This is a genomic window from Staphylococcus sp. AS1337 (assembly GCF_051408735.1).
GTDB lineage: Bacteria > Bacillota > Bacilli > Staphylococcales > Staphylococcaceae > Staphylococcus > Staphylococcus xylosus_B.
In genome coordinates this window covers 23,036-44,870 of record NZ_JBOIHZ010000007.1, presented here as the reverse complement: position 1 = coordinate 44,870, position 21,835 = coordinate 23,036, and the positions used below count along the sequence as shown (strand labels likewise).

Here is a 21,835-nt window from a genome sequence, read left to right as displayed (position 1 = left end):
ATTCCAATGGAAGCAAAAGCGGTTGCTAAAACAATAAGAATCGCACCTCGTAAAGTTAGATTAGTATTAGATCTAATAAGAGGCAAAAATGCTGGAGAAGCTATTGCGATTTTAAAATTAAAGAACAAAGCTTCATCACCAGTAGTTGAAAAATTATTAATGTCCGCTTTAGCAAATGCTGAACATAACTACGACATGAACACTGATGAATTAGTAGTTAAAGAAGCTTATGCTAATGAAGGACCAACATTAAAACGTTTCCGTCCACGTGCACAAGGCCGTGCAAGTGCGATCAACAAACGTACAAGCCATATTACAATCGTCGTAAGTGACGGTAAAGAAGAAGCTAAAGAAGCTTAATACATTTTTTAAGGAGGGAACACTTTGGGTCAAAAAATTAATCCAATCGGACTTCGTGTTGGTGTAATCCGTGATTGGGAAGCTAAATGGTATGCAGAAAAAGACTTCGCTTCACTATTACACGAAGATTTAAAAATCCGTAAGTATATTGATAACGCATTAACAGAAGCATCAGTTTCTCACGTTGAAATCGAACGTGCTGCGAATCGTATCAACATCGCTATTCATACTGGTAAACCAGGTATGGTAATCGGTAAAGGCGGTTCAGAAATTGAAAAATTACGTAATAAATTAAATTCATTAACAAACAAAAAAGTACACATCAATGTTATCGAAATCAAAAAAGTTGATTTAGATGCTAAACTTGTTGCAGAAAACATTGCACGTCAATTAGAAAACCGTGCTTCATTCCGTCGTGTACAAAAACAAGCAATTACAAGAGCGATGAAACTTGGTGCTAAAGGTATCAAAACACAAGTTTCAGGTCGTCTAGCTGGAGCTGACATCGCTCGTGCTGAACAATATTCAGAAGGAACTGTTCCACTTCATACTCTACGTGCTGACATTGGTTACGCACATGCAGAAGCAGACACAACTTACGGTAAGTTAGGTGTCAAAGTATGGATCTATCGTGGAGAAGTTCTTCCTACTAAGAACACTAGTGAAGGAGGAAAATAATAATGTTACTACCAAAACGTGTAAAATATCGTCGTCAACATCGTCCTAAAACAACTGGTCGTTCAAAAGGCGGTAATTATGTAACATTTGGTGAGTATGGTTTACAAGCAACTACAACTTCTTGGATCACATCTCGTCAAATCGAATCAGCTCGTATTGCAATGACACGTTATATGAAACGTGGCGGGAAAGTTTGGATTAAAATCTTCCCACATACACCTTACACTAAAAAACCTTTAGAAGTACGTATGGGTGCTGGTAAAGGTGCAGTAGAAGGTTGGATTGCAGTAGCAAAACCAGGTAGAATTTTATTTGAAATCGCAGGCGTTAACGAAGAAGTTGCGCGTGAAGCATTACGTTTAGCAAGTCACAAACTTCCAGTTAAAACTAAGTTTGTAAAACGTGAAGAATTGGGTGGTGAAACAAATGAAAGCTAAGGAAATTAGAGACTTAACCACTTCAGAAATCGAAGAGCAAATCAAATCTTCAAAAGAAGAGCTTTTTAACCTACGCTTTCAGTTAGCTACAGGTCAATTAGAGGAAACTGCACGTATTCGCACAGTAAGAAAAACGATTGCACGTCTAAAAACTGTTGCTCGTGAAAGAGAAATTGAACAAGGTAAAACGAATCAATAATTCAATTGAAAGAGGAGGTTACTAAAGTGAGCGAAAGAAATGATCGTAAAGTTTATGTAGGTAGAGTCGTTTCCGATAAAATGGATAAAACGATAACTGTACTTGTTGAAACATACAAAACACACAAGTTATATGGTAAACGAGTAAAATACTCTAAAAAATACAAAACTCATGATGAAAACAACTCAGCTAAATTAGGGGACACAGTTAAGATACAAGAGACTCGTCCTTTATCAGCAACTAAACGTTTCCGTTTGGTAGAAATTGTTGAAGAATCAGTAATTATTTAATTAAATAGTGAAGATAAAGGAGGTTTAACTCATGATCCAACAAGAAACACGATTAAAAGTAGCAGATAACTCTGGTGCACGTGAAGTTCTTACAATTAAAGTATTAGGTGGATCTGGTCGTAAAACAGCTAATATTGGTGACGTTATCGTAGTAAGTGTTAAAAATGCTACACCAGGTGGCGTTGTCAAAAAAGGTGAAGTAGTAAAAGCTGTTGTTGTACGTACTAAATCAGGCGTACGCCGTAATGATGGTTCATATATCAAGTTCGATGAAAATGCATGTGTTATCATTCGTGATGACAAAGGCCCACGTGGTACTCGTATTTTTGGACCTGTTGCTCGTGAATTACGTGAAGGAAACTTCATGAAAATTGTATCATTAGCTCCAGAAGTACTTTAATAAAAACATTTATAAATATATAAATTTAAGGAGGTGCCACACATGCATATCAAAAAAGGTGACAACGTTAAAGTTATCGCAGGTAAAGACAAAGGTAAAGAAGGTAAAGTTGTTTCAACTGAACCTAAAAAAGACCGTGTCGTTGTGGAAGGTGTCAATATTATCAAAAAGCACCAAAAACCAACTCAATTTAACCCTGAAGGTGGAATCTTAGAAACAGAGGCAGCAATCCATGTTTCTAACGTACAATTATTAGATCCTAAAACGAATGAACCAACTCGCGTAGGTTATAAATTCGAAGATGGTAAAAAAGTTCGTGTAGCTAAAAAATCTGGCGAAGAAATCAAATCTAATAATTAATAACTAATTGAAAGGAGGATCCACTGTGAACCGTTTAAAAGAAAAATATAACTCTGAAGTTACTCAAAACTTAGTGAAACAATTTGACTATAGTTCAGTAATGGAAGTTCCAAAAATAGAAAAAATCGTAGTAAATATGGGTGTCGGTGACGCTGTTCAAAATACTAAAGTATTAGATGACGCTGTAGAAGAATTACAGTCAATCACTGGTCAAAAACCATTAATTACAAAAGCTAAAAAATCAGTAGCAACTTTCCGTTTACGTGAAGGTATGCCTATCGGAGCTAAAGTAACACTTCGTGGAGAAAGAATGTATGACTTTTTAGATAAATTAATCGCTGTATCACTTCCACGTGTACGTGACTTCCGTGGTGTATCAAAAAGTGCATTCGACGGTAGAGGTAACTACACTCTAGGTGTTAAAGAACAATTAATTTTCCCTGAAATCGACTATGATCGCGTAAGTAAAATACGAGGAATGGATATCGTTATCGTAACTACTGCTAACACTGACGAGGAAGCTCGTGAATTGTTAACACAATTCGGTATGCCATTTCAAAAATAATCTCTAAAGGAGGCTAATTAAGTGGCTAAAACTTCAATGGTTGCTAAGCAACAAAAAAAACAAAAGTTCCAAGTACGTGAATATACTCGTTGTGAACGCTGTGGTCGTCCACATTCTGTATATCGTAAATTCAAATTATGCCGTATTTGTTTCCGTGAATTAGCTTATAAAGGCCAAATCCCTGGCGTTCGTAAAGCTAGCTGGTAATAGAAAATAGTCTGAAAGGAGGCAACAATCAATGACAATCAACGATCCAATTGCAGATATGCTAACTCGTGTAAGAAACGCAAACATGGTGCGTCACGATAAATTAGAATTACCTGCTTCTAACATTAAAAAAGAAATTGCTGAAATATTAAAGAGTGAAGGTTTCATTAAAAACGTAGAATACGTTGAAGACGATAAACAAGGGGTAATCCGTTTATTCCTTAAATATGGTCAAAATAATGAGCGTGTTATCACTGGATTAAAACGTATCTCAAAACCTGGTTTACGTGTATATGCTAAAGCTAACGAAGTACCTAAAGTACTTAACGGTTTAGGTATTGCATTAGTTTCTACTTCAGAAGGTGTTATCACTGACAAAGAAGCTAGAAAACGTAACATCGGTGGAGAAATCTTAGGTTACATTTGGTAATAATAAATAATAAGGAGGTGCGATAACATGAGTCGTGTTGGTAAAAAAATTATTGACATCCCTAGCGACGTAACAGTAAGTGTTGAAGGTAACACAGTTACTGTTAAAGGTCCTAAAGGTGAATTATCAAGAACAATGAATGAAAGAATGACATATAAACAAGACGAAAGCACTTTAGAAGTTGTAAGACCAACTGATTCTAAAGAAGATAGAACAGTACATGGTACAACTCGTGCTTTAATCAATAATATGATACAAGGTGTTAAAGAAGGATACCAAAAAACACTTGAACTAGTTGGTGTTGGTTACCGTGCTCAAATGCAAGGTAATGACTTAATCTTAAACGTTGGTTACTCTCACCCAGTTGAAATCAAAGCTGATGATGGTATTACTTTCGGTGTAGAAAAAAATACAACAGTTACAGTTGCTGGTATTTCTAAAGAACAAGTTGGAGCTATCGCTTCAAACATTCGTTCAGTAAGACCTCCAGAACCTTATAAAGGTAAAGGAATTCGTTACCAAGGTGAATACGTTCGCCGTAAAGAAGGTAAAACTGGTAAATAATAAATAACTTTCTATAGAAAGGAGAATTAAGATGATCAGCAAAATTGATAAAAACAAAGTGCGTTTAAAAAGACATTCACGTGTACGTAGTAAATTAGCTGGTACAGCTGAAAAACCACGTTTGAATATCTATCGTTCAAACAAACATATCTATGCACAAGTTATAGATGATGTTAATGGTAAAACAATCGCGCAAGCATCAACACAAGAAAAAGATTTAGCTAATGAATCAGGTTCAAAAGTTGACTTATCAGCTAAAGTTGGCGAAACTGTAGCTAAAAGAGCAAGCGAAAAAGGCGTAAAAACAATTGTATTTGACCGTGGAGGATACTTATACCATGGCCGTGTTAAAGCCTTAGCAGATGCAGCTCGTGAAAATGGTTTAGAATTTTAATTTAAAGGAGGGACATTTACATGGCTCGTAGAGAAGAAGCGAAAGAATTTGAAGAACGCGTTGTTACAATTAACCGTGTTGCGAAAGTTGTAAAAGGTGGTCGTCGTTTCCGTTTCACTGCTTTAGTAGTAGTAGGAGATAAAAACGGTCGCGTTGGTTTCGGTACTGGTAAAGCGCAAGAGGTACCAGAAGCAATCAAAAAAGCAGTAGAAGCAGCTAAAAAAGATTTAGTTGTTGTTCCACGTGTTGAAGGTACTACACCTCACACAGTTACTGGACGTTTCAGTTCAGGCAGTGTATTTATGAAACCAGCTGCACCTGGTACTGGTGTTATTGCAGGTGGCCCTGTTCGTGCAGTATTAGAATTAGCGGGTATCACTGATATCTTAAGTAAATCTTTAGGATCAAATACACCAATTAACATGGTTCGTGCAACAATCAACGGATTAAAAAACCTTAAAAATGCTGAAGACGTTGCGAAATTACGTGGCAAATCAGTAGAAGAATTATACAATTAAGGAGGGAAAATAAGTTATGGCTAAATTACAAATTACCCTCACTCGTAGTGTTATAGGTCGTCCAGAAACACAACGTAAAACTGTTGAAGCTTTAGGTTTGAAAAAAACAAACTCTTCAGTAGTCGTTGAAGATAACCCTGCTATTCGTGGGCAAATCAACAAAGTAAGTCACTTAGTGACAGTAGAAGAAAAATAATTTTAAGGAGGTGCCGAAATGAAATTACATGAGTTAAAACCGGCAGAAGGTTCTCGTAAAGTTCGTAACCGCGTTGGTCGTGGTGCAGCTACTGGTAACGGTAAAACTAGTGGTCGTGGACAAAAAGGTCAAAAAGCACGTTCAGGTGGTAGTGTAAGACCAGGCTTCGAAGGTGGTCAATTACCATTATTCCGTCGCTTACCAAAACGAGGTTTTACTAACATTAACCGTAAAGAATATGCTATTGTTAACTTAGACCAACTTAATAAATTTGAAGATGGTACTGAAGTAACTCCTGCTTTATTAGTAGAATCTGGTGTAGTTAAGAGTGAGAAATCTGGTATTAAAGTACTAGGTAACGGTTCACTTGATAAGAAATTAACTGTTAAAGCTAACAAATTCTCTGCATCTGCAGCAGAAGCTATTGATGCAAAAGGCGGAGCACACGAGGTGATCTAATGTTTGAAACGCTTGTGAATTTCTTTAAAACTAAAGAAGTTCGTAACAAGATCTTTTTTACTCTCGCAATGTTAGTTATTTTTAAAATAGGTACTTATATTCCAGCACCTGGTGTAAATCCAGCTGCTTTTGACAGTCAACAAGGTTCTCAAGGTGTCACTGACTTGTTAAATACATTTGGTGGCGGAGCCTTGAAGAACTTTTCTATCTTTGCCATGGGTATAATGCCTTATATAACTGCATCAATTGTAATGCAGTTATTACAAATGGATATTATTCCGAAGTTTTCAGAGTGGGCAAAACAAGGTGAGGCAGGTAGAAAGAAACTTAATAACGTAACTCGTTATTTTGCGATTGTACTTGCTTTTATCCAATCAATTGGAATGGCGTTCCAATTTAATAATTATCTTAAAGGTCAATTGATCATGGATCAATCAATCTTTAGCTATTTATTAATTGCTGTTGTATTAACAGCTGGTACTGCGTTCCTAATTTGGTTAGGTGAACAAATCACTCAATTCGGTGTTGGTAATGGTATATCCATTATTATCTTCGCAGGTATTTTGTCTTCATTACCTTCATCATTAATACAGTTTTATCAACAGGCCTTCGTTGGTCAAGATGATACTTCTATGGCATGGTTGAAAGTAATTGGATTAATTATTGGCATGATATTATTGACGGTTGGCGCAATATTTGTATTACAAGCTATTCGTAAAATTCCAATTCAATATGCGAAGAAACAATCAACACAACGATTAGGTTCACAAGCAACATATTTACCTTTGAAAGTTAACTCTGCAGGGGTTATTCCAGTTATCTTTGCAATGGCGTTCTTCTTGTTACCAAGAACTTTAACATTGTTCTTCCCTGACGCTAGTTGGGCGCAACGGATATCTGACGTGGCAAATCCATCGAATAACATCGGTATGATTGTATATGTGGTGCTTATTATTGCATTCGCATATTTCTATGCATTTGTCCAAGTCAATCCTGAAAAGATGGCTGATAACCTTAAGAAACAAGGAAGCTATGTCCCAGGTATTAGACCTGGCGAACAAACAAAACTATATATTACTAGAGTTCTCTATCGTTTAACATTTGTAGGATCGATATTCTTAGCTGTAATTGCGATTCTTCCAATTATTGCAACTAAAGTTATGAGTTTACCTCAATCTATTCAGGTTGGTGGTACTAGCTTACTGATTGTAATTGGTGTAGCGATTGAAACAATGAAAAGTCTAGAAGCTCAAGTGAGCCAAAAAGACTATAGAGGCTTTGGTGGTAGATAAATTGTAGGAGGGCACTTATGAATATCATTTTAATGGGTTTACCTGGTGCAGGTAAAGGAACTCAAGCGAGTGAAATTGTTAAGAAATTCCCAATTCCACACATATCTACTGGCGACATGTTCAGAAAAGCGATTAAAGATGAAACTGATTTAGGTAAAGAAGCTAAATCATACATGGATCGTGGAGAATTAGTCCCTGATGAAGTTACTGTGGGTATCGTAAAAGATAGAATATCTGAAGACGATGCAAAAAAAGGATTCTTACTTGACGGCTTTCCTCGTACTATTGAACAAGCTGAAGCATTAAGTAATATTATGCAAGAATTAGATAGAAAAATTGATGCTGTTATCAATATAGAGGTACCTGAAGAAGAATTAATGAACCGCCTTACTGGTCGTAGGATCTGTGAAAAATGCGGAACAACTTATCATCTTGTATTCAATCCTCCAAAAGTTGATGGAATTTGTGATCTTGACGGCGGTAAATTGTATCAACGTGAAGATGACAACCCAGAAACAGTTGCAAATCGTTTAAATGTCAATGTTAAACAATCTAAACCTATCTTAGAATTCTATGATAATAAAAATGTTTTAAAAAACATTGATGGTTCTAGAGATATTAACGTAGTCACTAAAGACGTAATTGATATCTTAGAGAATTTAAAATAAAGTCAACTTTGTACGGTCTATGTAATGCTAAAGGTATAATTAAATAAGAGTGACCATGCGTTAACGTAATTCATTTAATTTTGTTAAACTGATTAACAACACTTATAGACTCGTATGGTTAGAGTTGATTTTTTGACGATAACCAACTATTTCAAAAAGGGGGAAGTTAATTAATGGCTAAACAAGATGTAATTGAATTAGAAGGTACTGTATTAGATACTTTACCGAATGCAATGTTTAAAGTAGAATTAGAAAATGGTCATGAGATATTGGCTCATGTGAGTGGTAAGATCAGAATGAATTATATTCGTATTCTACCTGGCGACAAAGTAACAGTTGAAATGTCTCCGTACGATTTAACGCGCGGAAGAATTACGTATCGTTATAAATAATCGTCACTCCATAATATAGGGAGGTATTAAAATGAAAGTAAGACCATCAGTAAAACCAATTTGCGAAAAATGTAAAGTCATTAAACGTAAAGGTAAAGTAATGGTAATTTGTAGCAATCCAAAACATAAACAAAAACAAGGCTAATAAAGAGAGGTGTAATTAATTATGGCACGTATTGCAGGAGTAGATATTCCACGTGAAAAACGTATTGTTATTTCATTAACTTATGTGTATGGTATCGGTACTACTACAGCAAATAAAATTGCTGAAGAAGCTAACGTATCACCTGAAACACGCGTTAAAGATTTAACTGATGATGAATTAGGTCGTATCCGTGAAGTAGTTGACAACTATAAAGTAGAAGGTGACTTACGTCGTGAGCAGAACTTAAACATTAAACGTTTAATGGAAATCTCATCATACCGTGGTATCCGTCACCGTCGTGGATTACCAGTTCGCGGACAAAAAACGAAAAACAATGCTCGTACTCGTAAAGGCCCAGTTAAAACTGTAGCTAACAAGAAAAAATAATAGGTAAAGGAGGCAAAATTTAAATGGCACGTAAACAAGTATCTCGTAAACGTAGAGTGAAAAAGAATATTGAAAATGGTGTGGCTCACATCCGTTCAACATTCAATAATACAATCGTAACTATTACTGATGAATTTGGTAACGCGTTATCATGGTCATCAGCAGGTGCACTAGGCTTTAAAGGATCAAAAAAATCAACACCATTTGCAGCTCAAATGGCTTCTGAAACTGCTTCAAAAACAGCGATGGAACACGGTTTAAAATCTGTTGAAGTTACTGTAAAAGGCCCAGGTCCTGGTCGTGAATCAGCTATCCGTGCGTTACAATCAGCTGGATTAGAAGTAACTGCAATTCGTGACGTTACTCCAGTACCACATAATGGTTGTCGTCCACCAAAACGTCGTCGCGTATAATTTTATTGTTATTGTCGCAGGTCACTGAGAAATACAGTATATATCAAGTCGACGTAATCAAGGAGGATATTGTAAATGATTGAAATCGAAAAACCTAGAATTGAAACAATTGAAATTAGTGATGATGCTAAATTCGGTAAGTTCGTTGTTGAACCACTAGAACGTGGCTACGGTACTACACTAGGAAACTCCTTACGTCGTATCCTACTATCTTCATTACCAGGTGCAGCCGTTAAGTACATTGAAATCGAAGGCGTGTTACACGAATTTTCAGCAATAGATAATGTCGTTGAAGATGTTTCTACAATTATTATGAACATCAAAAAACTTGCATTAAAAATCTATTCTGAAGAAGACAAAACTTTAGAAATTGATGTTAAAGATGAAGGCGATGTAACTGCAAGTGACATTACTCACGATAGTGATGTTGAAATTTTAAATCCTGAGATTAAAATTGCAACAGTATCAAAAGGTGGACATTTAAAAATCCGTCTAGTTGCTAATAAGGGTAGAGGTTACGCATTAGCAGAACAAAACAAAACTAGTGATTTACCAATTGGTGTAATTCCAGTGGACTCACTTTATTCACCAGTAGAACGTGTTAACTATACTGTAGAAAATACGCGTGTGGGTCAAAGCAGTGATTTTGATAAGTTAACTTTGGATGTTTGGACTAATGGTTCAATCACACCACAAGAATCTGTTTCATTGGCTGCAAAAATCCTAACTGAACATCTGAATATCTTCGTTGGATTAACTGATGAAGCGCAAAATGCTGAAATCATGATTGAAAAAGAAGAAGATCAAAAAGAAAAAGTACTTGAAATGTCTATTGAAGAATTAGACTTATCAGTGCGTTCTTACAACTGTTTAAAACGTGCAGGCATTAACTCTGTTCAAGAATTAGCAGATAAATCTGAAGCAGATATGATGAAAGTACGTAATTTAGGTCGTAAATCTTTAGAAGAAGTTAAATACAAACTCGAAGATTTAGGTCTAGGTTTAAGAAAAGAAGATTAATATAAAGGAGGTTAACTCATGGGTTACAGAAAATTAGGTCGTACTTCTGATCAACGTAAAGCGATGTTACGCGATTTAGCTACTTCACTTATCGTTAGCGAACGCATTGAAACTACAGAAGCGCGTGCAAAAGAATTACGTAGTGTGGTTGAAAAATTAATCACTTTAGGTAAAAAAGGAGATTTAGCTTCTCGTCGTCAAGCTGCTAAAACTTTACGCAATGTTGAAATCTTAAATGATGATGAATCAACTCAAACTGCATTACAAAAATTATTTGGTGAAGTTGCTGAACGTTATACAGAACGTCAAGGCGGTTACACTCGTATTCTTAAAGCAGGTCCTCGTCGCGGCGATGGCGCTGAATCAGTAATTATTGAATTAGTTTAATTTAAATATACGTAACTACTATGTATAAAGCAAATGAGTGCAACGATAATGTTTGCCACATACAAATATTGTCTAGCTCAGAGTACCCCATCAAAACTTAATAAAATTTAAAGCGTGAACTCAAAATATGATGGGGTGCGCGCTTTTTTATTTAGTCCCCCTTAATTCTTTAGAATTTAGGGGGACTTATGCAATTGCGGAGCAATAGCGAACTGAAGAACCTTAATTCTTTAGAATTTAGGGGGACTTATGCAATTGCGGAGCAATAGCGAACTGAAGAACCTTAATTCTTTAGAACAAAAAAGGAATACATTCGATAAGCGAATGCATAAGCAGTAACTGGCAAAACGAAGTTTAGAGAATTGCTATAGACTTATGTATATAGCTACTAATAAAATCAAAAATGAGTAATTTTTTAATGGTAGTATATATTCATATTTTCATGTAAAATAGATAAGGTATATAAAAAATGGACTTACTAAATATTGGAGGCAATCGTTATGGATACGCAAGAGCATATTATTACATTTAATCATGTTTCATTTAAATATAATAGTGATGAACCACTTGCGTTGAATGATGTATCATTCAGTATTCCAAAAGGGAAATGGACTTCTATAGTTGGTCACAATGGTTCAGGGAAATCTACGATTGCTAAATTAATGGTAGGTATTGAAAAGCCATTTGAAGGTAATATTTATTTTAGAAATGAAGCTATCAACCAACAGAACCTTGATTATTTAAGACAACATATTGGTATTGTATTTCAAAATCCAGAGAATCAATTTGTAGGTTCAACTGTTGAATTTGATGTAGCCTTTGGTTTAGAAAATCACAGCATCCCTTATGATGATATGAGAGCGATAGTGCCCAAAGCTTTGAATGATGTAGATATGTTAGATAGAGCGAATTATGAACCTCAATCGCTTTCTGGTGGCCAAAAGCAGCGTGTTGCTATAGCAGGTGTACTTGCATTAAATACTGATATAATTATTTTAGACGAAGCGACATCTATGTTAGACCCTGCTGGTAGAAAAGACTTAATTGATTTAATTCATCGTTTGAAAGAAGACAAAGATGTAACTATTATTTCTATTACACATGATTTATCAGAAGCTGCAGAAGCTGATTACCTCGTTGTATTAAATGAAGGAGAGGTATATCAAACGGGACTACCAAACGCTATCTTCAGTGATGGTGATAAACTAACTCAAATTGGTTTAGACTTACCATTCTCAATAAGAATGCATAATCAATTATTAGGTAGTATTGATTTCATAACATATGAAGGGTTGGTAAAAAAATTATGACTGTTAATTTTAACCAAGTAAGTTATGTTTATCAAAAAGGGACACCATTTGAGCATCAAGCCTTAAATGAAATTGTAACGACTTTTGAACAAGGAAAATATTATGCAATCATTGGGCAAACTGGCTCTGGAAAGTCTACATTGATTCAACATTTTAATGGTCTACTTAAACCAACAGAAGGTTTGCTTCAAATTAATGATGTGGTAATTAGTCATAAGACGAAAGATAAATATTTGAAGAATGTTCGCAAGCGTGTGGGTGTTGTATTCCAATTTCCAGAGTCACAGTTGTTCGAAGATTCAGTAGAACGCGAAATATTATTTGGACCAAAAAATTTTAATATGCCATTAGACGAAGTGAAGGAAAGAGCATTTCGTTTGCTCATAGAATTTGGATTTAATAGAGATATACTACAACAGTCGCCATTTCAAATGTCTGGTGGACAAATGAGGAAAATAGCTCTCACATCAATATTAGCAATGGACCCAGACATTGTTATACTTGATGAACCTACAGCGGGTCTTGATCCTAAAAGTAGAAAACAGATAATGGAAATGATAAAGAAACTCCAAGTTGAACAGCAAAAGACGATCATTCTTGTGACGCATGAAATGAATGATGTGGCAAAGTATGTGGATGAAATAAAAATTATGCAACACGGTCAATTGATAGAATCATGTTCACCTCGAAAGCTATTTAGTGATACGAATTATGTTAATAAAATGCATCTTGATGTACCAGACATTGTAAAATTGCAACGTGATTTAGAAGATAAACATCAATATTATTTCAATAAAATTGCTTTGACAGAAGAAGAATTTGTTGAGATGTATAAGGGGTGGCAACAAGATGAAAGATAAATTTATTATAGGACGCTACCTTCCACTAGATACGATCATACATCGATTAGATCCACGTGCGAAATTAATTTTTGTCTTTGTATTTATTATCTTAATTTTCTTTGCACATTCTTTTGCAACGTATTTATGGTTATTTATTTCAATTGTTGCATTTATGAAACTAGCACAAATTAAATTTTGGTTCTTAGCCAAAGGTTTAACGCCCATTTGGATTTTTCTAATATTTACTTTTTTAATGCATTTATTCTTAACAAAAGGTGGTACAAGGTTATTTGAATTAGGCTTTGTCTCAATTGATATAGATGGTATTTTAGAAGGTATTTATATTGTTTTGCGTCTTATGTTTATTATTATGATTTCAACCATTATGACGTTAAGTACAAGTCCAATTGATTTAACTGATGCTTTTGAAAAGCTACTATCGCCATTGAAATTAGTTAAAATACCTGTACACCAATTAAGTATGATGATGTCTATTGCATTAAGGTTTATCCCCACGTTGATGAATGAGTTAGATAAAATTATATTGGCTCAAAAATCAAGAGGTTCTGAAATTAGTTCTGGTAGTATAATCAATAGAGTGAAGGCATTTGTACCTTTGCTGATTCCTTTATTTATATCTGCATTCCAACGCGCTGAAGATTTGGCAATCGCGATGGAAGTGAGAGGATACGATACGAAGAAGCAACGGACAAATTATCGTAAATTACAGTGGCAAACGAAGGACAGTCTAACGCTGTTAATATTATTGCCACTATCCGTAGTATTATTTGTGTTAAAATTCATGGGAGTGTAGTAAATCATGCGTGTTTTAGTTAATATTTCTTATCAAGGAAGTCAATTTCTAGGTTTTCAAATACAACAAAATGGAAGAACCGTACAACAACAATTCGAAAAGATTTTAAAGCGTATGCATAAGCATGATGTGAGAATACACCCAAGTAGTAGAACAGATAGAGGTGTACATGCAATTGAGCAATATTTTCATTTTGACACTGAGTTAAACATTCCCGAGCAACAATGGCAATATGCGATGAATCGAGCATTACCAGGTGATATATATGTCAATCATGTCAGTTTTGTTAGTGACGATTTTCATTGCAGATATGATTGCGTAGGCAAATCTTACCGTTATAAAATTTATCAATCTAAACACAAGGATCCGTTTCTTAATGGCTTAAAAACACATATCACTGAAACGTTAGATATTGAAAGAATGAATACAGCTGCACAATATTTTATTGGCACACATGATTTTACAGGGTTCTGTTCACAAAAAACAGAAGTTGTTAGCAAAGTAAGAACACTTTACGAAAGTCGTATAGAAAAAACAGAAAATGGCTTTGACTATATTGTCACAGGCTCCGGTTTCCTATATAATATGGTGCGTGTGTTAGTAGCCTTTTTAATTGAAGTAGGCAAAGGAAAACGACAACCAGAAGAAATACCTAAATTATTAGAGGATAAAGATCGTAACAAAGTGCCTTTTACTGCTCCGGCAGAAGGGCTATATTTAGAGAAGATTTATCTAACACCAAGAGAATTAACCACTGATTTTGGTAATGATATAAAATTACATCAAAAAAAATCGATATGAAATTGTTAAATGTCGTTGACAAAATGACAAAAAAATTATACGATTACTAACGGTATTGTTTTATATCACCCACGATAAGCCCCGGAATCTTATTGTGTTACAAGATATAGAAGCACGTAGAAACAAACTATTTAAAAAAATAGATGAAATTTAAGATTTAGTAAGTATAAACTATTAATTTAAGAGACATTTATTCTAGGAGGACAATTATATGCGTCAAACATTTATGGCTAATGAATCAAACATTGAGCGCAAATGGTATGTTATTGATGCTGAAGATAAAACACTTGGTCGTTTATCATCAGAAGTAGCAGCTATTTTACGCGGTAAAAATAAAGTAACTTATACACCACACGTTGATACAGGTGATTATGTAATCATCGTTAACGCTTCAAAAATCCACTTCACTGGTAACAAAGAGCGCGATAAAATGTACTATCGTCACTCAAATCACCCAGGTGGTATCAAATCAGTTTCAGCTGGTGAGTTAAAAGCTAACAACCCAGAACGTTTACTTGAAAACTCAATTAAAGGTATGCTTCCAAGCACACGTTTAGGCGAAAAACAAGGTAAAAAATTATTTGTATATGGTGGCGCTGAACATCCACACGCTGCACAACAACCAGAAAACTACGAGTTACGTGGTTAATTAAAAGGAGGAAATTACATTGGCACAAGTTGAATATAAAGGCACAGGCCGTCGTAAAAACTCAGTAGCACGTGTCCGTTTAGTACCAGGTGAAGGTAACATTACTGTTAACGGCCGTGATGTACGTAGTTATTTACCATTCGAATCATTAATTTTAGACATTAACCAAGCATTTGATGTAACAGAAACTAAAGGTAACTATGATGTATTAGTTAACGTTCATGGTGGAGGATTTACTGGACAAGCTCAAGCAATCCGTCACGGAATTTCACGTGCATTATTAGAAGCTGATCCTGAATACAGAGGTTCTTTAAAACGCGCTGGATTACTTACTCGTGATCCTCGTATGAAAGAACGTAAAAAACCAGGTCTTAAAAAAGCTCGTCGTTCACCACAATTCTCAAAACGTTAATATTGTCGAAGCTGTTGCGAATTCAATTCGCTTACAGATTTGCTACACAAGTTCTATAGCAATTTGTGTTCAATCAAGCAAATGTTTTAAACTTCCCAAGAAATTGGGAAGTTTTTTTGTTTTATTTAATAGTATTTATTTGTATCAAAATGAATGACTAATCATGTAAAGTGTCATAATATAAATAATAATAGGACACAATTTTAAATTTGAGGTATTTATATGAAGATTAACAAACGGAAGACGAATATATATCTGACAATTGTTTTGATCGCATTTATTTTATTTGTCATTATTTTGATTGCAGCTTTTAAAACATATTGTCAATATAAAGAAAATAATTATAAGTACGCTAATATACCTACATTTTATTTACATGGCTATGGTGGAACAGAGAATTCTATAAAATACATGATTAATTCAGCAGTACAAAAAGAAATAACTGAAGAAGTAATCAAAGCAAAAGTTTCTAAAGAGGGAATGGTGACATTCGAGGGAGAATTATCACCTGATGCAAAGAATCCAGTCATTGAGATTATATTAGAAGATAATAGAAATAAAGATTTAAATAAAAATGCGCAATGGATTCAACAAGTTATCATTGCTACGATGAGCCAACATCACTTTGACCAATTTAACTTTGTCGCACATTCTATGGGTAATCAATCTTTCAGCTATTATATGTTGAATTATGGTGATAATCAGAACTTACCCAAACTAAATAAACAAGTAAGTTTAGCAGGTAATTTTAATGGTGAAGTTGACATAGATGGCCTTGATTTAGATGTTAAATTAGATGAAGATGGTAAACCAAATAAAATGCTAAAAGCATATAAAGATTTGTTGCCTATGAAAAAGTCATATCCAGAAACTACAAAAGTGCTAAATATTTATGGTGATATAGAGGATGGCACACATTCTGATAATCGAGTTACCAACGTTTCATCTAAATCACTAAGGTATTTAGTTGATGATAAAGTAAGTAGTTATGAAGAATTTAAAGTAACCGGAAAAAAAGCTGATCATAGTGAACTTCATGATAATACTTATGTCACCGATAAAATGAATCAATTTTTATGGGGTAAATAAATTTTAAAGTACCACCTAATACGTTGATTTAGTAACATTTATACAAGATATTAAATGTTTGTATTCTATATTAAGCAAATGACACTTAGACATCTGATTTATAGATGTGTAAGTGTCATTTATTTATGCTTAAAATTCTCAGTTGCGAGTAATTGAATGATCTGTTTCCTATTATGTTCTCCATAAACATGTGGTTGTATCATAATTTCATCAGCATCGAAGTCAGTCATCATTACTTTTAATTTGGAGATGACTTTACTAGGTGAACCTACTATAACCCGACTATTGTGTTGATTCATTTTTTCAATTTCTCTAGAAGAAAATGATTTCTGTTTTGCGTAGTTCACAGAGGGATAGAATTTTGGTTGATCTAAATAACCAATACGGAGTAACCACAAATGAAACGCATTAGCTAAATCTTGGCGCTGGTATTTATTATCTGCCGTAATTACAAAAGACGTCATGATGACATATGGTTGATGTAAAGGATGATGTGATTTGAATTTAGAACGGTAATAAGTTATTACAGATTTGATTTGATCTTTATCTTGTCCCATATTGGCAATAACGAAAGGTAATCCTCTAATAGCAGCAAGTGATGCACTTTTTTTACTTGTACCCAAAATAAACATATTAGGCTTAGTGTTGATAAGTGGCATCGCGTATAAATCTTTATATTGCTGATTTATATCATTGTCACTGTCACTATTAAAATAAGCTAACAGATCGTCAATTTGATTCTCATAATCAACCGGTATTGTTTTATGTTCATTCAAAGCTTTATTTACATTTTTATAACTCTTAGAATGGCCAGTACCTAAGTTGACTCTACCAGGGTGTCTAGCTTCCATAGTTTTAAATACTTCAGCCACTTTATAAGCACTATAATGTGGCAACATAACACCACCGCTTCCAATTTCAATTGAGTTAGTATTTTCTAATAATGACATCATAATCATTTCAGGTGCACTGGATGCTACTGAATAAACTTGATGATGTTCAGCAACCCAATAACGTGAGTAGTTTAACTTTTCAGCTAATTGAGCTAATTCAACAGCATGATTTATTGCTTGAGTAGCGTTACGGCCTTCAAATATTGGCACATAATCTAAAATACTAAGTTTCAATGTACAATCTCCTAACGTAATAAAACGAAAAAATGTTTTATAAATTAGCAATAGCATAACACGTTATTGAAGTATTAAATAAGCGATTTGATTGATTGATTAAAAGTATCCCTTTAGAATAAAGTCAAACAATGAATGGAGGTAATATAATGAATACAGAAAGAATTGTATTGGCAAAAAGACCTGAAGGGATCCCATCCGATGATGTATTTAGATATGAAACTGTTGAGGTAGACGGACCCAAGCCAGATGAAATTCAAATAGAATCGTTATATATTTCAGTAGATCCATACATGCGTGGTCGTATGGATGATAGTGAATCATATGTAGCCCCATTCGAATTAGACGAACCAATGAATGGTCATGTAGTAGGGAGAGTTATTGAATCAAGTGTAGATGGATTTACAAAAGGTGACATTGTTACTGGTACGTTTCCATGGCAAAAAATAGTGAATATAAAGGCCAAGCATGCTATTAAAGTAAGTCAAACTGACATTCCTTTATATCTGTATCTTAGTGTTTTAGGCATGACCGGACAGACAGCTTATCATGGCTTACTAAAAATAGGACAACCGCAAGAAGGTGAGACTGTTGTAGTATCAGCTGCCTCAGGTGCAGTTGGCTCAGTTGTAGGTCAAATAGCAAAATTAAAAGGCGCTCATGTAGTGGGTATTGCAGGTGGTAGTGAAAAAACCAATTATTTAACTGAAGAACTAGGCTTTGATGCAGGAGTAGACTATCAAGCGAATGATTTTGCTGAACAATTGGCGAAAGCAGTACCGAATGGCGTTGATGTCTATTTTGAAAATGTGGGCGGAACGATTGCGGATGAAGTCATGAAACACCTTAATCAATTTGCTAGGATTCCAGTTTGCGGTGCTATTTCTGGTTATAATAATACAGAAGTCGAATATGGTCCTCGAATACAACCAATTATTATTAAATCACAAGCATTGATGCAAGGGTTTATTGTTGCTAATTATGCAGACGATTTTCCAAATGCTAGTAAAGCACTTGCACAGTGGGTTCAAGAAGATAAAATTAAGACTAAGACATCTGTTAAAAAAGGTTTTGATAGTTTACCAAATGCTTTTAGAAACTTATTTACAGGTGATAATTTCGGCAAACAAGTTGTTCAAGTCTCAGATGATGTTTAATCAAGAAAGGAGTGCGTACGATGAAAGCAATAGGTGCAGATCAAAGTTTTAATCTAGAAGATGGCAATTTATTTTATGAGTTTGCTATTGATACTCCCAAACCTGAACAATATGAATTATTAGTACGTGTTGAAACAATTAGCGTTAACCCTGTAGATACAAAGATCAGAAAGACAGCGGTTGAACAAGCACCAAGAATTTTAGGTTTCGATGCTGTAGGTGTGGTAGAAGCAGTGGGCGATGATGTTAGTCATTTTAACGTTGGAGATGAAGTTTTTTATTCAGGCTCTCCTAAATATCAAGGTTCTAACCAATCTTATCAAATTGTCGATGAGCGTTTAGTAGCGAAAAAGCCTAAAAATATATCTAATGTGGATGCAGCAAGCTTACCACTAACTGGTTTAACAGCTTATGAAACCCTGTTTGATGTATTTAAAATATCTTTTAATCCAGAAGAAAATAAAGGGAAGTCTATTTTAATCATAAATGGTGCTGGTGGTGTAGGAAGCATAGCAACACAAATCGCTAAACACTATGGCTTACATGTTATCACTACAGCATCTCGTGAGGAAACACACCAATGGTCTAAAGATATGGGTGCAGATATTGTATTAAATCATAAGAATGATTTAGCTGAAGAGTTTAAGAAATATGAAATAAGTGAAGTGGATTATATTTTCTGTACCTTTGATACGGATATGTATTATGAAAAAATGATTGAATTAGTAAAACCAAGAGGTACGATTGCAACGATTGTTGCTTTCAAAAATAACCAAGATTTAAACTTGCTTAAACCTAAGAGTATTACATTTACGCATGAATTTATGTCATCAAGACCTATTCACGAAACTGAAGATATGCAAATACATCGTGATTATCTCACTGATATTTCTGAAAAAATAGAAACGGGTATATATAAGCCGACCGTTAATGAAGTGATAGATGGCTTAACTGTTGAAAACTTGTACGACGCACATGTTAAGTTAGAAAATCAAAGTATGATAGGTAAGCTAGTAATTAAACTTTGAAATTAAGATTAACAAAAATGATTAATTAAATAAAATGAATATAAAGCTAAGCGTCTTCTATAGTTCATCATAATATGGTGGATAAGAAGATGCTTTTTATTTTAAATAATATATATTAAATTTATAATATGATTTATTTTATGAATTTTACGAATATATGCAATAAGTTAGGGTATGTAAGTTACATAAAAGTATAGGGAGTGTGTAATTTTGACATGCGTTTAAACAGATTAACGGTTGTATTTTGGGTAGCATTATCAATTTGTACACTGTTTGTTGTATACGGTGCAATATTGCCAAAACAACTAGAAACAGTAACACAAAATATTACAAATTTTATTGCATTAAATTTTGGTTGGTACTACTTATTACTGGTACTTGTCATATTAATTGTATGTGTATATCTATTATTCTCTAGATATTCATCAATAACATTAGGTGAAGATGGAGAGGATCCAGAATTCTCATTGAAATCTTGGTTTGCTATGTTATTTAGTGCTGGTATGGGGATAGGACTAGTCTTTTGGACTACAGCAGAGCCAATTAGTCATGCATTTACGTTAACGCCTTTACATAAAGCAGGTACGCAAACTGCAATTAATGATGCCATGCAATTCTCATTCTTTCATTGGGGTGTCCATGCTTGGGCAGTTTACGGCATAGTTGGACTAGTCTTTGCTTATTTTAATTTTCACAAAGGTTATCCAGGATTAGTAAGTGCGACGTTAACACCGATATTAGGCTCTAAAATGATGAGAGGACCAATAGGTGGTTCGATTGATGTTTTAGCAATTATCGCTACTGTTACAGGTGTAGCAGCAACACTTGGATTCGGCGCATTACAGATTAATGAAGGGTTGAATTTTTTATTTGATATACCTTCAAACTTTACAACTCAGGTCATTATTATTGTTTTAGCAACGATTTTATTCACGTGGTCAGCTTGGTCAGGTATTAATAAAGGAATCAAAACATTGAGTAATATCAATATGATACTCGCTTTTCTAGTACTCATCGTATTATTTTGTGTAGGGCCAACTTTAACTATACTAAATACCTTTACCAATTCACTTGGTGATTACATTGCAAATTTCTTTAATATGAGTTTACGTATTCCACAATCAGGTGGAGAAAAATTCCAATGGTTACAACAATGGACGATTTTTTACTGGGCCTGGTGGATTTCATGGGCTCCATTTGTTGGAATATTTATTGCTCGTGTTTCAAGAGGTAGAACGATTAAAGAATTTATTTTGGGTGTTTTATTTGTACCAGCGCTAGTTTGTTTCTTATTCTTTGCAGTATTTGGAGCCTCTGCTACTTATTTACAGCAACATGGTATTGCAGACATTGCGAAAGAGGCAACGGAGACTGCTACATTTGCAACTTTAGAACATTTCCCACTAGGGTTCTTGTTAAGTATAGTGACATTAATTGTGATTATGATTTTCTTTGTAACTTCAGCAGACTCAGCGACATACGTTTTGGGGATGTTGAGTTCTAAAGGTAGTATTAATCCTAAAGGCATTGTAAAAGTTAGCTGGGGTATCATATTAGCTTTATTTGCAATGATTATGATATACACAGGCGGTACGCAATCTATACAAAACTTATTAATTATTGCTGCTTTACCATTTTCGATTGTCATTATATTTATGATATGGTCACTTTTTAAATCATTAGCGATTGAAAAGCCAAGACCGAGTAATAAGTTGTTCGTATCAGACGACAAACTATTACAATATCGTATTGCAAATCATCCAGAACTAGCTGATCAAGTAACAAAGGACAAACAATAAAATGGACTAAAAAATTTGTTTTGTAATAAAAGTTAAAAATAAAATT

The 21,835-nt window shown here is 34.4% G+C and carries 34 protein-coding genes; 33 read left to right on the top strand and 1 reads right to left on the bottom strand.

Annotated features, from left to right (window positions below; all coding sequences use genetic code 11):
* The first annotated feature begins 6 nt into the window (after positions 1–6).
* The 30 genes from rplV (at position 7) to ACSUE0_RS11035 (ending at position 16,678) form a co-directional block, all read left to right on the top strand.
* The gene (rplV, locus tag ACSUE0_RS11180) at positions 7–360 is read left to right on the top strand and encodes a 50S ribosomal protein L22 (protein WP_017722927.1); all 354 of its coding nucleotides are present in this window, start codon (positions 7–9) and stop codon (positions 358–360) included.
* Positions 361–384: 24 nt separating this feature from the next.
* A complete protein-coding gene (rpsC, locus tag ACSUE0_RS11175) occupies positions 385–1,038 on the top strand; it encodes a 30S ribosomal protein S3 (protein ID WP_017722928.1) in 654 nt (217 codons plus the stop codon).
* A 2-nt stretch (positions 1,039–1,040) separates the two neighbouring features.
* A complete protein-coding gene (rplP, locus tag ACSUE0_RS11170) occupies positions 1,041–1,475 on the top strand; it encodes a 50S ribosomal protein L16 (protein WP_017722929.1) in 435 nt (144 codons plus the stop codon).
* On the top strand, positions 1,465–1,674 hold the full coding sequence (rpmC, locus tag ACSUE0_RS11165; protein ID WP_119613149.1) for a 50S ribosomal protein L29: 210 nt from the start codon (positions 1,465–1,467) through the stop codon (positions 1,672–1,674). The genes rplP and rpmC overlap by 11 nt, the downstream gene beginning before the upstream one ends.
* A 26-nt stretch (positions 1,675–1,700) precedes the next feature.
* Positions 1,701–1,964 (top strand): 30S ribosomal protein S17, encoded by a 264-nt coding sequence (rpsQ, locus tag ACSUE0_RS11160; RefSeq protein ID WP_002482621.1) that lies wholly within the window; start codon positions 1,701–1,703, stop codon positions 1,962–1,964.
* A 31-nt stretch (positions 1,965–1,995) separates the two neighbouring features.
* Positions 1,996–2,364, top strand: a complete 369-nt coding sequence (gene rplN / locus ACSUE0_RS11155) for a 50S ribosomal protein L14 (protein ID WP_002482622.1) — start codon at positions 1,996–1,998, stop codon at positions 2,362–2,364.
* Positions 2,365–2,406: 42 nt separating this feature from the next.
* Entirely contained in the window at positions 2,407–2,724 is a 318-nt protein-coding gene (rplX, locus tag ACSUE0_RS11150) for a 50S ribosomal protein L24 (RefSeq protein WP_017722930.1), read from the top strand.
* A 25-nt stretch (positions 2,725–2,749) separates the two neighbouring features.
* Entirely contained in the window at positions 2,750–3,289 is a 540-nt protein-coding gene (gene rplE, locus ACSUE0_RS11145) for a 50S ribosomal protein L5 (protein ID WP_119613150.1), read from the top strand.
* Between the two features lie 21 nt (positions 3,290–3,310).
* Positions 3,311–3,496 carry a type Z 30S ribosomal protein S14 gene (locus ACSUE0_RS11140; RefSeq protein WP_002482625.1) on the top strand — a complete coding sequence of 62 codons (186 nt, stop codon included), beginning with the start codon at positions 3,311–3,313 and terminating at the stop codon, positions 3,494–3,496.
* A gap of 31 nt (positions 3,497–3,527) precedes the next feature.
* On the top strand, positions 3,528–3,926 hold the full coding sequence (gene rpsH, locus ACSUE0_RS11135; RefSeq protein WP_017722932.1) for a 30S ribosomal protein S8: 399 nt from the start codon (positions 3,528–3,530) through the stop codon (positions 3,924–3,926).
* Between the two features lie 27 nt (positions 3,927–3,953).
* Complete coding sequence (gene rplF, locus ACSUE0_RS11130; RefSeq protein WP_017722933.1) at positions 3,954–4,490, top strand: 50S ribosomal protein L6; 537 nt, start codon at positions 3,954–3,956, stop codon at positions 4,488–4,490.
* A gap of 31 nt (positions 4,491–4,521) precedes the next feature.
* Positions 4,522–4,884: a 50S ribosomal protein L18 gene (rplR, locus tag ACSUE0_RS11125; protein WP_017722934.1), complete on the top strand. Its 363-nt coding sequence runs from the start codon at positions 4,522–4,524 to the stop codon at positions 4,882–4,884.
* A gap of 20 nt (positions 4,885–4,904) precedes the next feature.
* The gene (rpsE, locus tag ACSUE0_RS11120) at positions 4,905–5,402 is read left to right on the top strand and encodes a 30S ribosomal protein S5 (protein ID WP_017722935.1); all 498 of its coding nucleotides are present in this window, start codon (positions 4,905–4,907) and stop codon (positions 5,400–5,402) included.
* 16 nt (positions 5,403–5,418) lie between these two features.
* Positions 5,419–5,598 (top strand): 50S ribosomal protein L30, encoded by a 180-nt coding sequence (gene rpmD, locus ACSUE0_RS11115; protein ID WP_002482630.1) that lies wholly within the window; start codon positions 5,419–5,421, stop codon positions 5,596–5,598.
* Positions 5,599–5,616: 18 nt separating this feature from the next.
* Positions 5,617–6,057 (top strand): 50S ribosomal protein L15, encoded by a 441-nt coding sequence (gene rplO / locus ACSUE0_RS11110; RefSeq protein WP_017722936.1) that lies wholly within the window; start codon positions 5,617–5,619, stop codon positions 6,055–6,057.
* Positions 6,057–7,349, top strand: coding sequence for a preprotein translocase subunit SecY (secY, locus tag ACSUE0_RS11105; protein WP_042362261.1), 1,293 nt, complete (start codon positions 6,057–6,059; stop codon positions 7,347–7,349). Before rplO ends, secY begins: the two co-directional genes overlap by 1 nt.
* Before the next feature lie 17 nt (positions 7,350–7,366).
* Complete coding sequence (locus ACSUE0_RS11100; protein ID WP_017722938.1) at positions 7,367–8,017, top strand: adenylate kinase; 651 nt, start codon at positions 7,367–7,369, stop codon at positions 8,015–8,017.
* Between the two features lie 173 nt (positions 8,018–8,190).
* The gene (gene infA / locus ACSUE0_RS11095; protein ID WP_001118443.1) at positions 8,191–8,409 is read left to right on the top strand and encodes a translation initiation factor IF-1; all 219 of its coding nucleotides are present in this window, start codon (positions 8,191–8,193) and stop codon (positions 8,407–8,409) included.
* A gap of 31 nt (positions 8,410–8,440) precedes the next feature.
* Positions 8,441–8,554: a 50S ribosomal protein L36 gene (gene rpmJ, locus ACSUE0_RS11090; protein WP_002471372.1), complete on the top strand. Its 114-nt coding sequence runs from the start codon at positions 8,441–8,443 to the stop codon at positions 8,552–8,554.
* Positions 8,555–8,575: 21 nt separating this feature from the next.
* Positions 8,576–8,941, top strand: a complete 366-nt coding sequence (rpsM, locus tag ACSUE0_RS11085; RefSeq protein ID WP_002482635.1) for a 30S ribosomal protein S13 — start codon at positions 8,576–8,578, stop codon at positions 8,939–8,941.
* Positions 8,942–8,964: 23 nt separating this feature from the next.
* Positions 8,965–9,354, top strand: a complete 390-nt coding sequence (gene rpsK, locus ACSUE0_RS11080; RefSeq protein WP_002482636.1) for a 30S ribosomal protein S11 — start codon at positions 8,965–8,967, stop codon at positions 9,352–9,354.
* Between the two features lie 75 nt (positions 9,355–9,429).
* Positions 9,430–10,374, top strand: a complete 945-nt coding sequence (locus ACSUE0_RS11075) for a DNA-directed RNA polymerase subunit alpha (RefSeq protein WP_017722939.1) — start codon at positions 9,430–9,432, stop codon at positions 10,372–10,374.
* Between the two features lie 18 nt (positions 10,375–10,392).
* On the top strand, positions 10,393–10,761 hold the full coding sequence (gene rplQ / locus ACSUE0_RS11070; RefSeq protein WP_017722940.1) for a 50S ribosomal protein L17: 369 nt from the start codon (positions 10,393–10,395) through the stop codon (positions 10,759–10,761).
* Between the two features lie 500 nt (positions 10,762–11,261).
* Positions 11,262–12,071, top strand: a complete 810-nt coding sequence (locus ACSUE0_RS11065; protein WP_436957391.1) for an energy-coupling factor transporter ATPase — start codon at positions 11,262–11,264, stop codon at positions 12,069–12,071.
* Positions 12,068–12,931 (top strand): energy-coupling factor transporter ATPase, encoded by an 864-nt coding sequence (locus ACSUE0_RS11060; protein ID WP_436957389.1) that lies wholly within the window; start codon positions 12,068–12,070, stop codon positions 12,929–12,931. Before ACSUE0_RS11065 ends, ACSUE0_RS11060 begins: the two co-directional genes overlap by 4 nt.
* Positions 12,921–13,727, top strand: coding sequence for an energy-coupling factor transporter transmembrane component T family protein (locus ACSUE0_RS11055; protein ID WP_119613153.1), 807 nt, complete (start codon positions 12,921–12,923; stop codon positions 13,725–13,727). Before ACSUE0_RS11060 ends, ACSUE0_RS11055 begins: the two co-directional genes overlap by 11 nt.
* 6 nt (positions 13,728–13,733) lie before the next feature.
* Positions 13,734–14,528, top strand: coding sequence for a tRNA pseudouridine(38-40) synthase TruA (truA, locus tag ACSUE0_RS11050; protein ID WP_436957386.1), 795 nt, complete (start codon positions 13,734–13,736; stop codon positions 14,526–14,528).
* Positions 14,529–14,739: 211 nt separating this feature from the next.
* Complete coding sequence (gene rplM, locus ACSUE0_RS11045) at positions 14,740–15,177, top strand: 50S ribosomal protein L13 (protein WP_029378530.1); 438 nt, start codon at positions 14,740–14,742, stop codon at positions 15,175–15,177.
* 19 nt (positions 15,178–15,196) lie between these two features.
* Entirely contained in the window at positions 15,197–15,589 is a 393-nt protein-coding gene (gene rpsI / locus ACSUE0_RS11040; protein ID WP_017722946.1) for a 30S ribosomal protein S9, read from the top strand.
* A 222-nt stretch (positions 15,590–15,811) separates the two neighbouring features.
* Positions 15,812–16,678, top strand: coding sequence for an alpha/beta hydrolase (locus ACSUE0_RS11035; RefSeq protein ID WP_119613154.1), 867 nt, complete (start codon positions 15,812–15,814; stop codon positions 16,676–16,678).
* Positions 16,679–16,797: 119 nt separating this feature from the next.
* Here ACSUE0_RS11035 and ACSUE0_RS11030 read toward each other — a convergent pair whose 3' ends face one another.
* Positions 16,798–17,805, bottom strand: a complete 1,008-nt coding sequence (locus ACSUE0_RS11030) for an LLM class flavin-dependent oxidoreductase (protein ID WP_119613155.1) — start codon at positions 17,803–17,805, stop codon at positions 16,798–16,800.
* A 149-nt stretch (positions 17,806–17,954) separates the two neighbouring features.
* On the opposite strand from ACSUE0_RS11030, the gene ACSUE0_RS11025 reads away from it, so the two are divergent.
* From ACSUE0_RS11025 to ACSUE0_RS11015, 3 genes are all read left to right on the top strand, one after another.
* Positions 17,955–18,962, top strand: coding sequence for an NADP-dependent oxidoreductase (locus ACSUE0_RS11025; RefSeq protein WP_436957383.1), 1,008 nt, complete (start codon positions 17,955–17,957; stop codon positions 18,960–18,962).
* A gap of 20 nt (positions 18,963–18,982) precedes the next feature.
* Entirely contained in the window at positions 18,983–19,990 is a 1,008-nt protein-coding gene (locus ACSUE0_RS11020; protein WP_119613157.1) for a zinc-binding alcohol dehydrogenase family protein, read from the top strand.
* A gap of 215 nt (positions 19,991–20,205) precedes the next feature.
* Positions 20,206–21,789, top strand: a complete 1,584-nt coding sequence (locus ACSUE0_RS11015; RefSeq protein WP_119613158.1) for a BCCT family transporter — start codon at positions 20,206–20,208, stop codon at positions 21,787–21,789.
* The last annotated feature ends 46 nt before the right edge of the window (positions 21,790–21,835 follow it).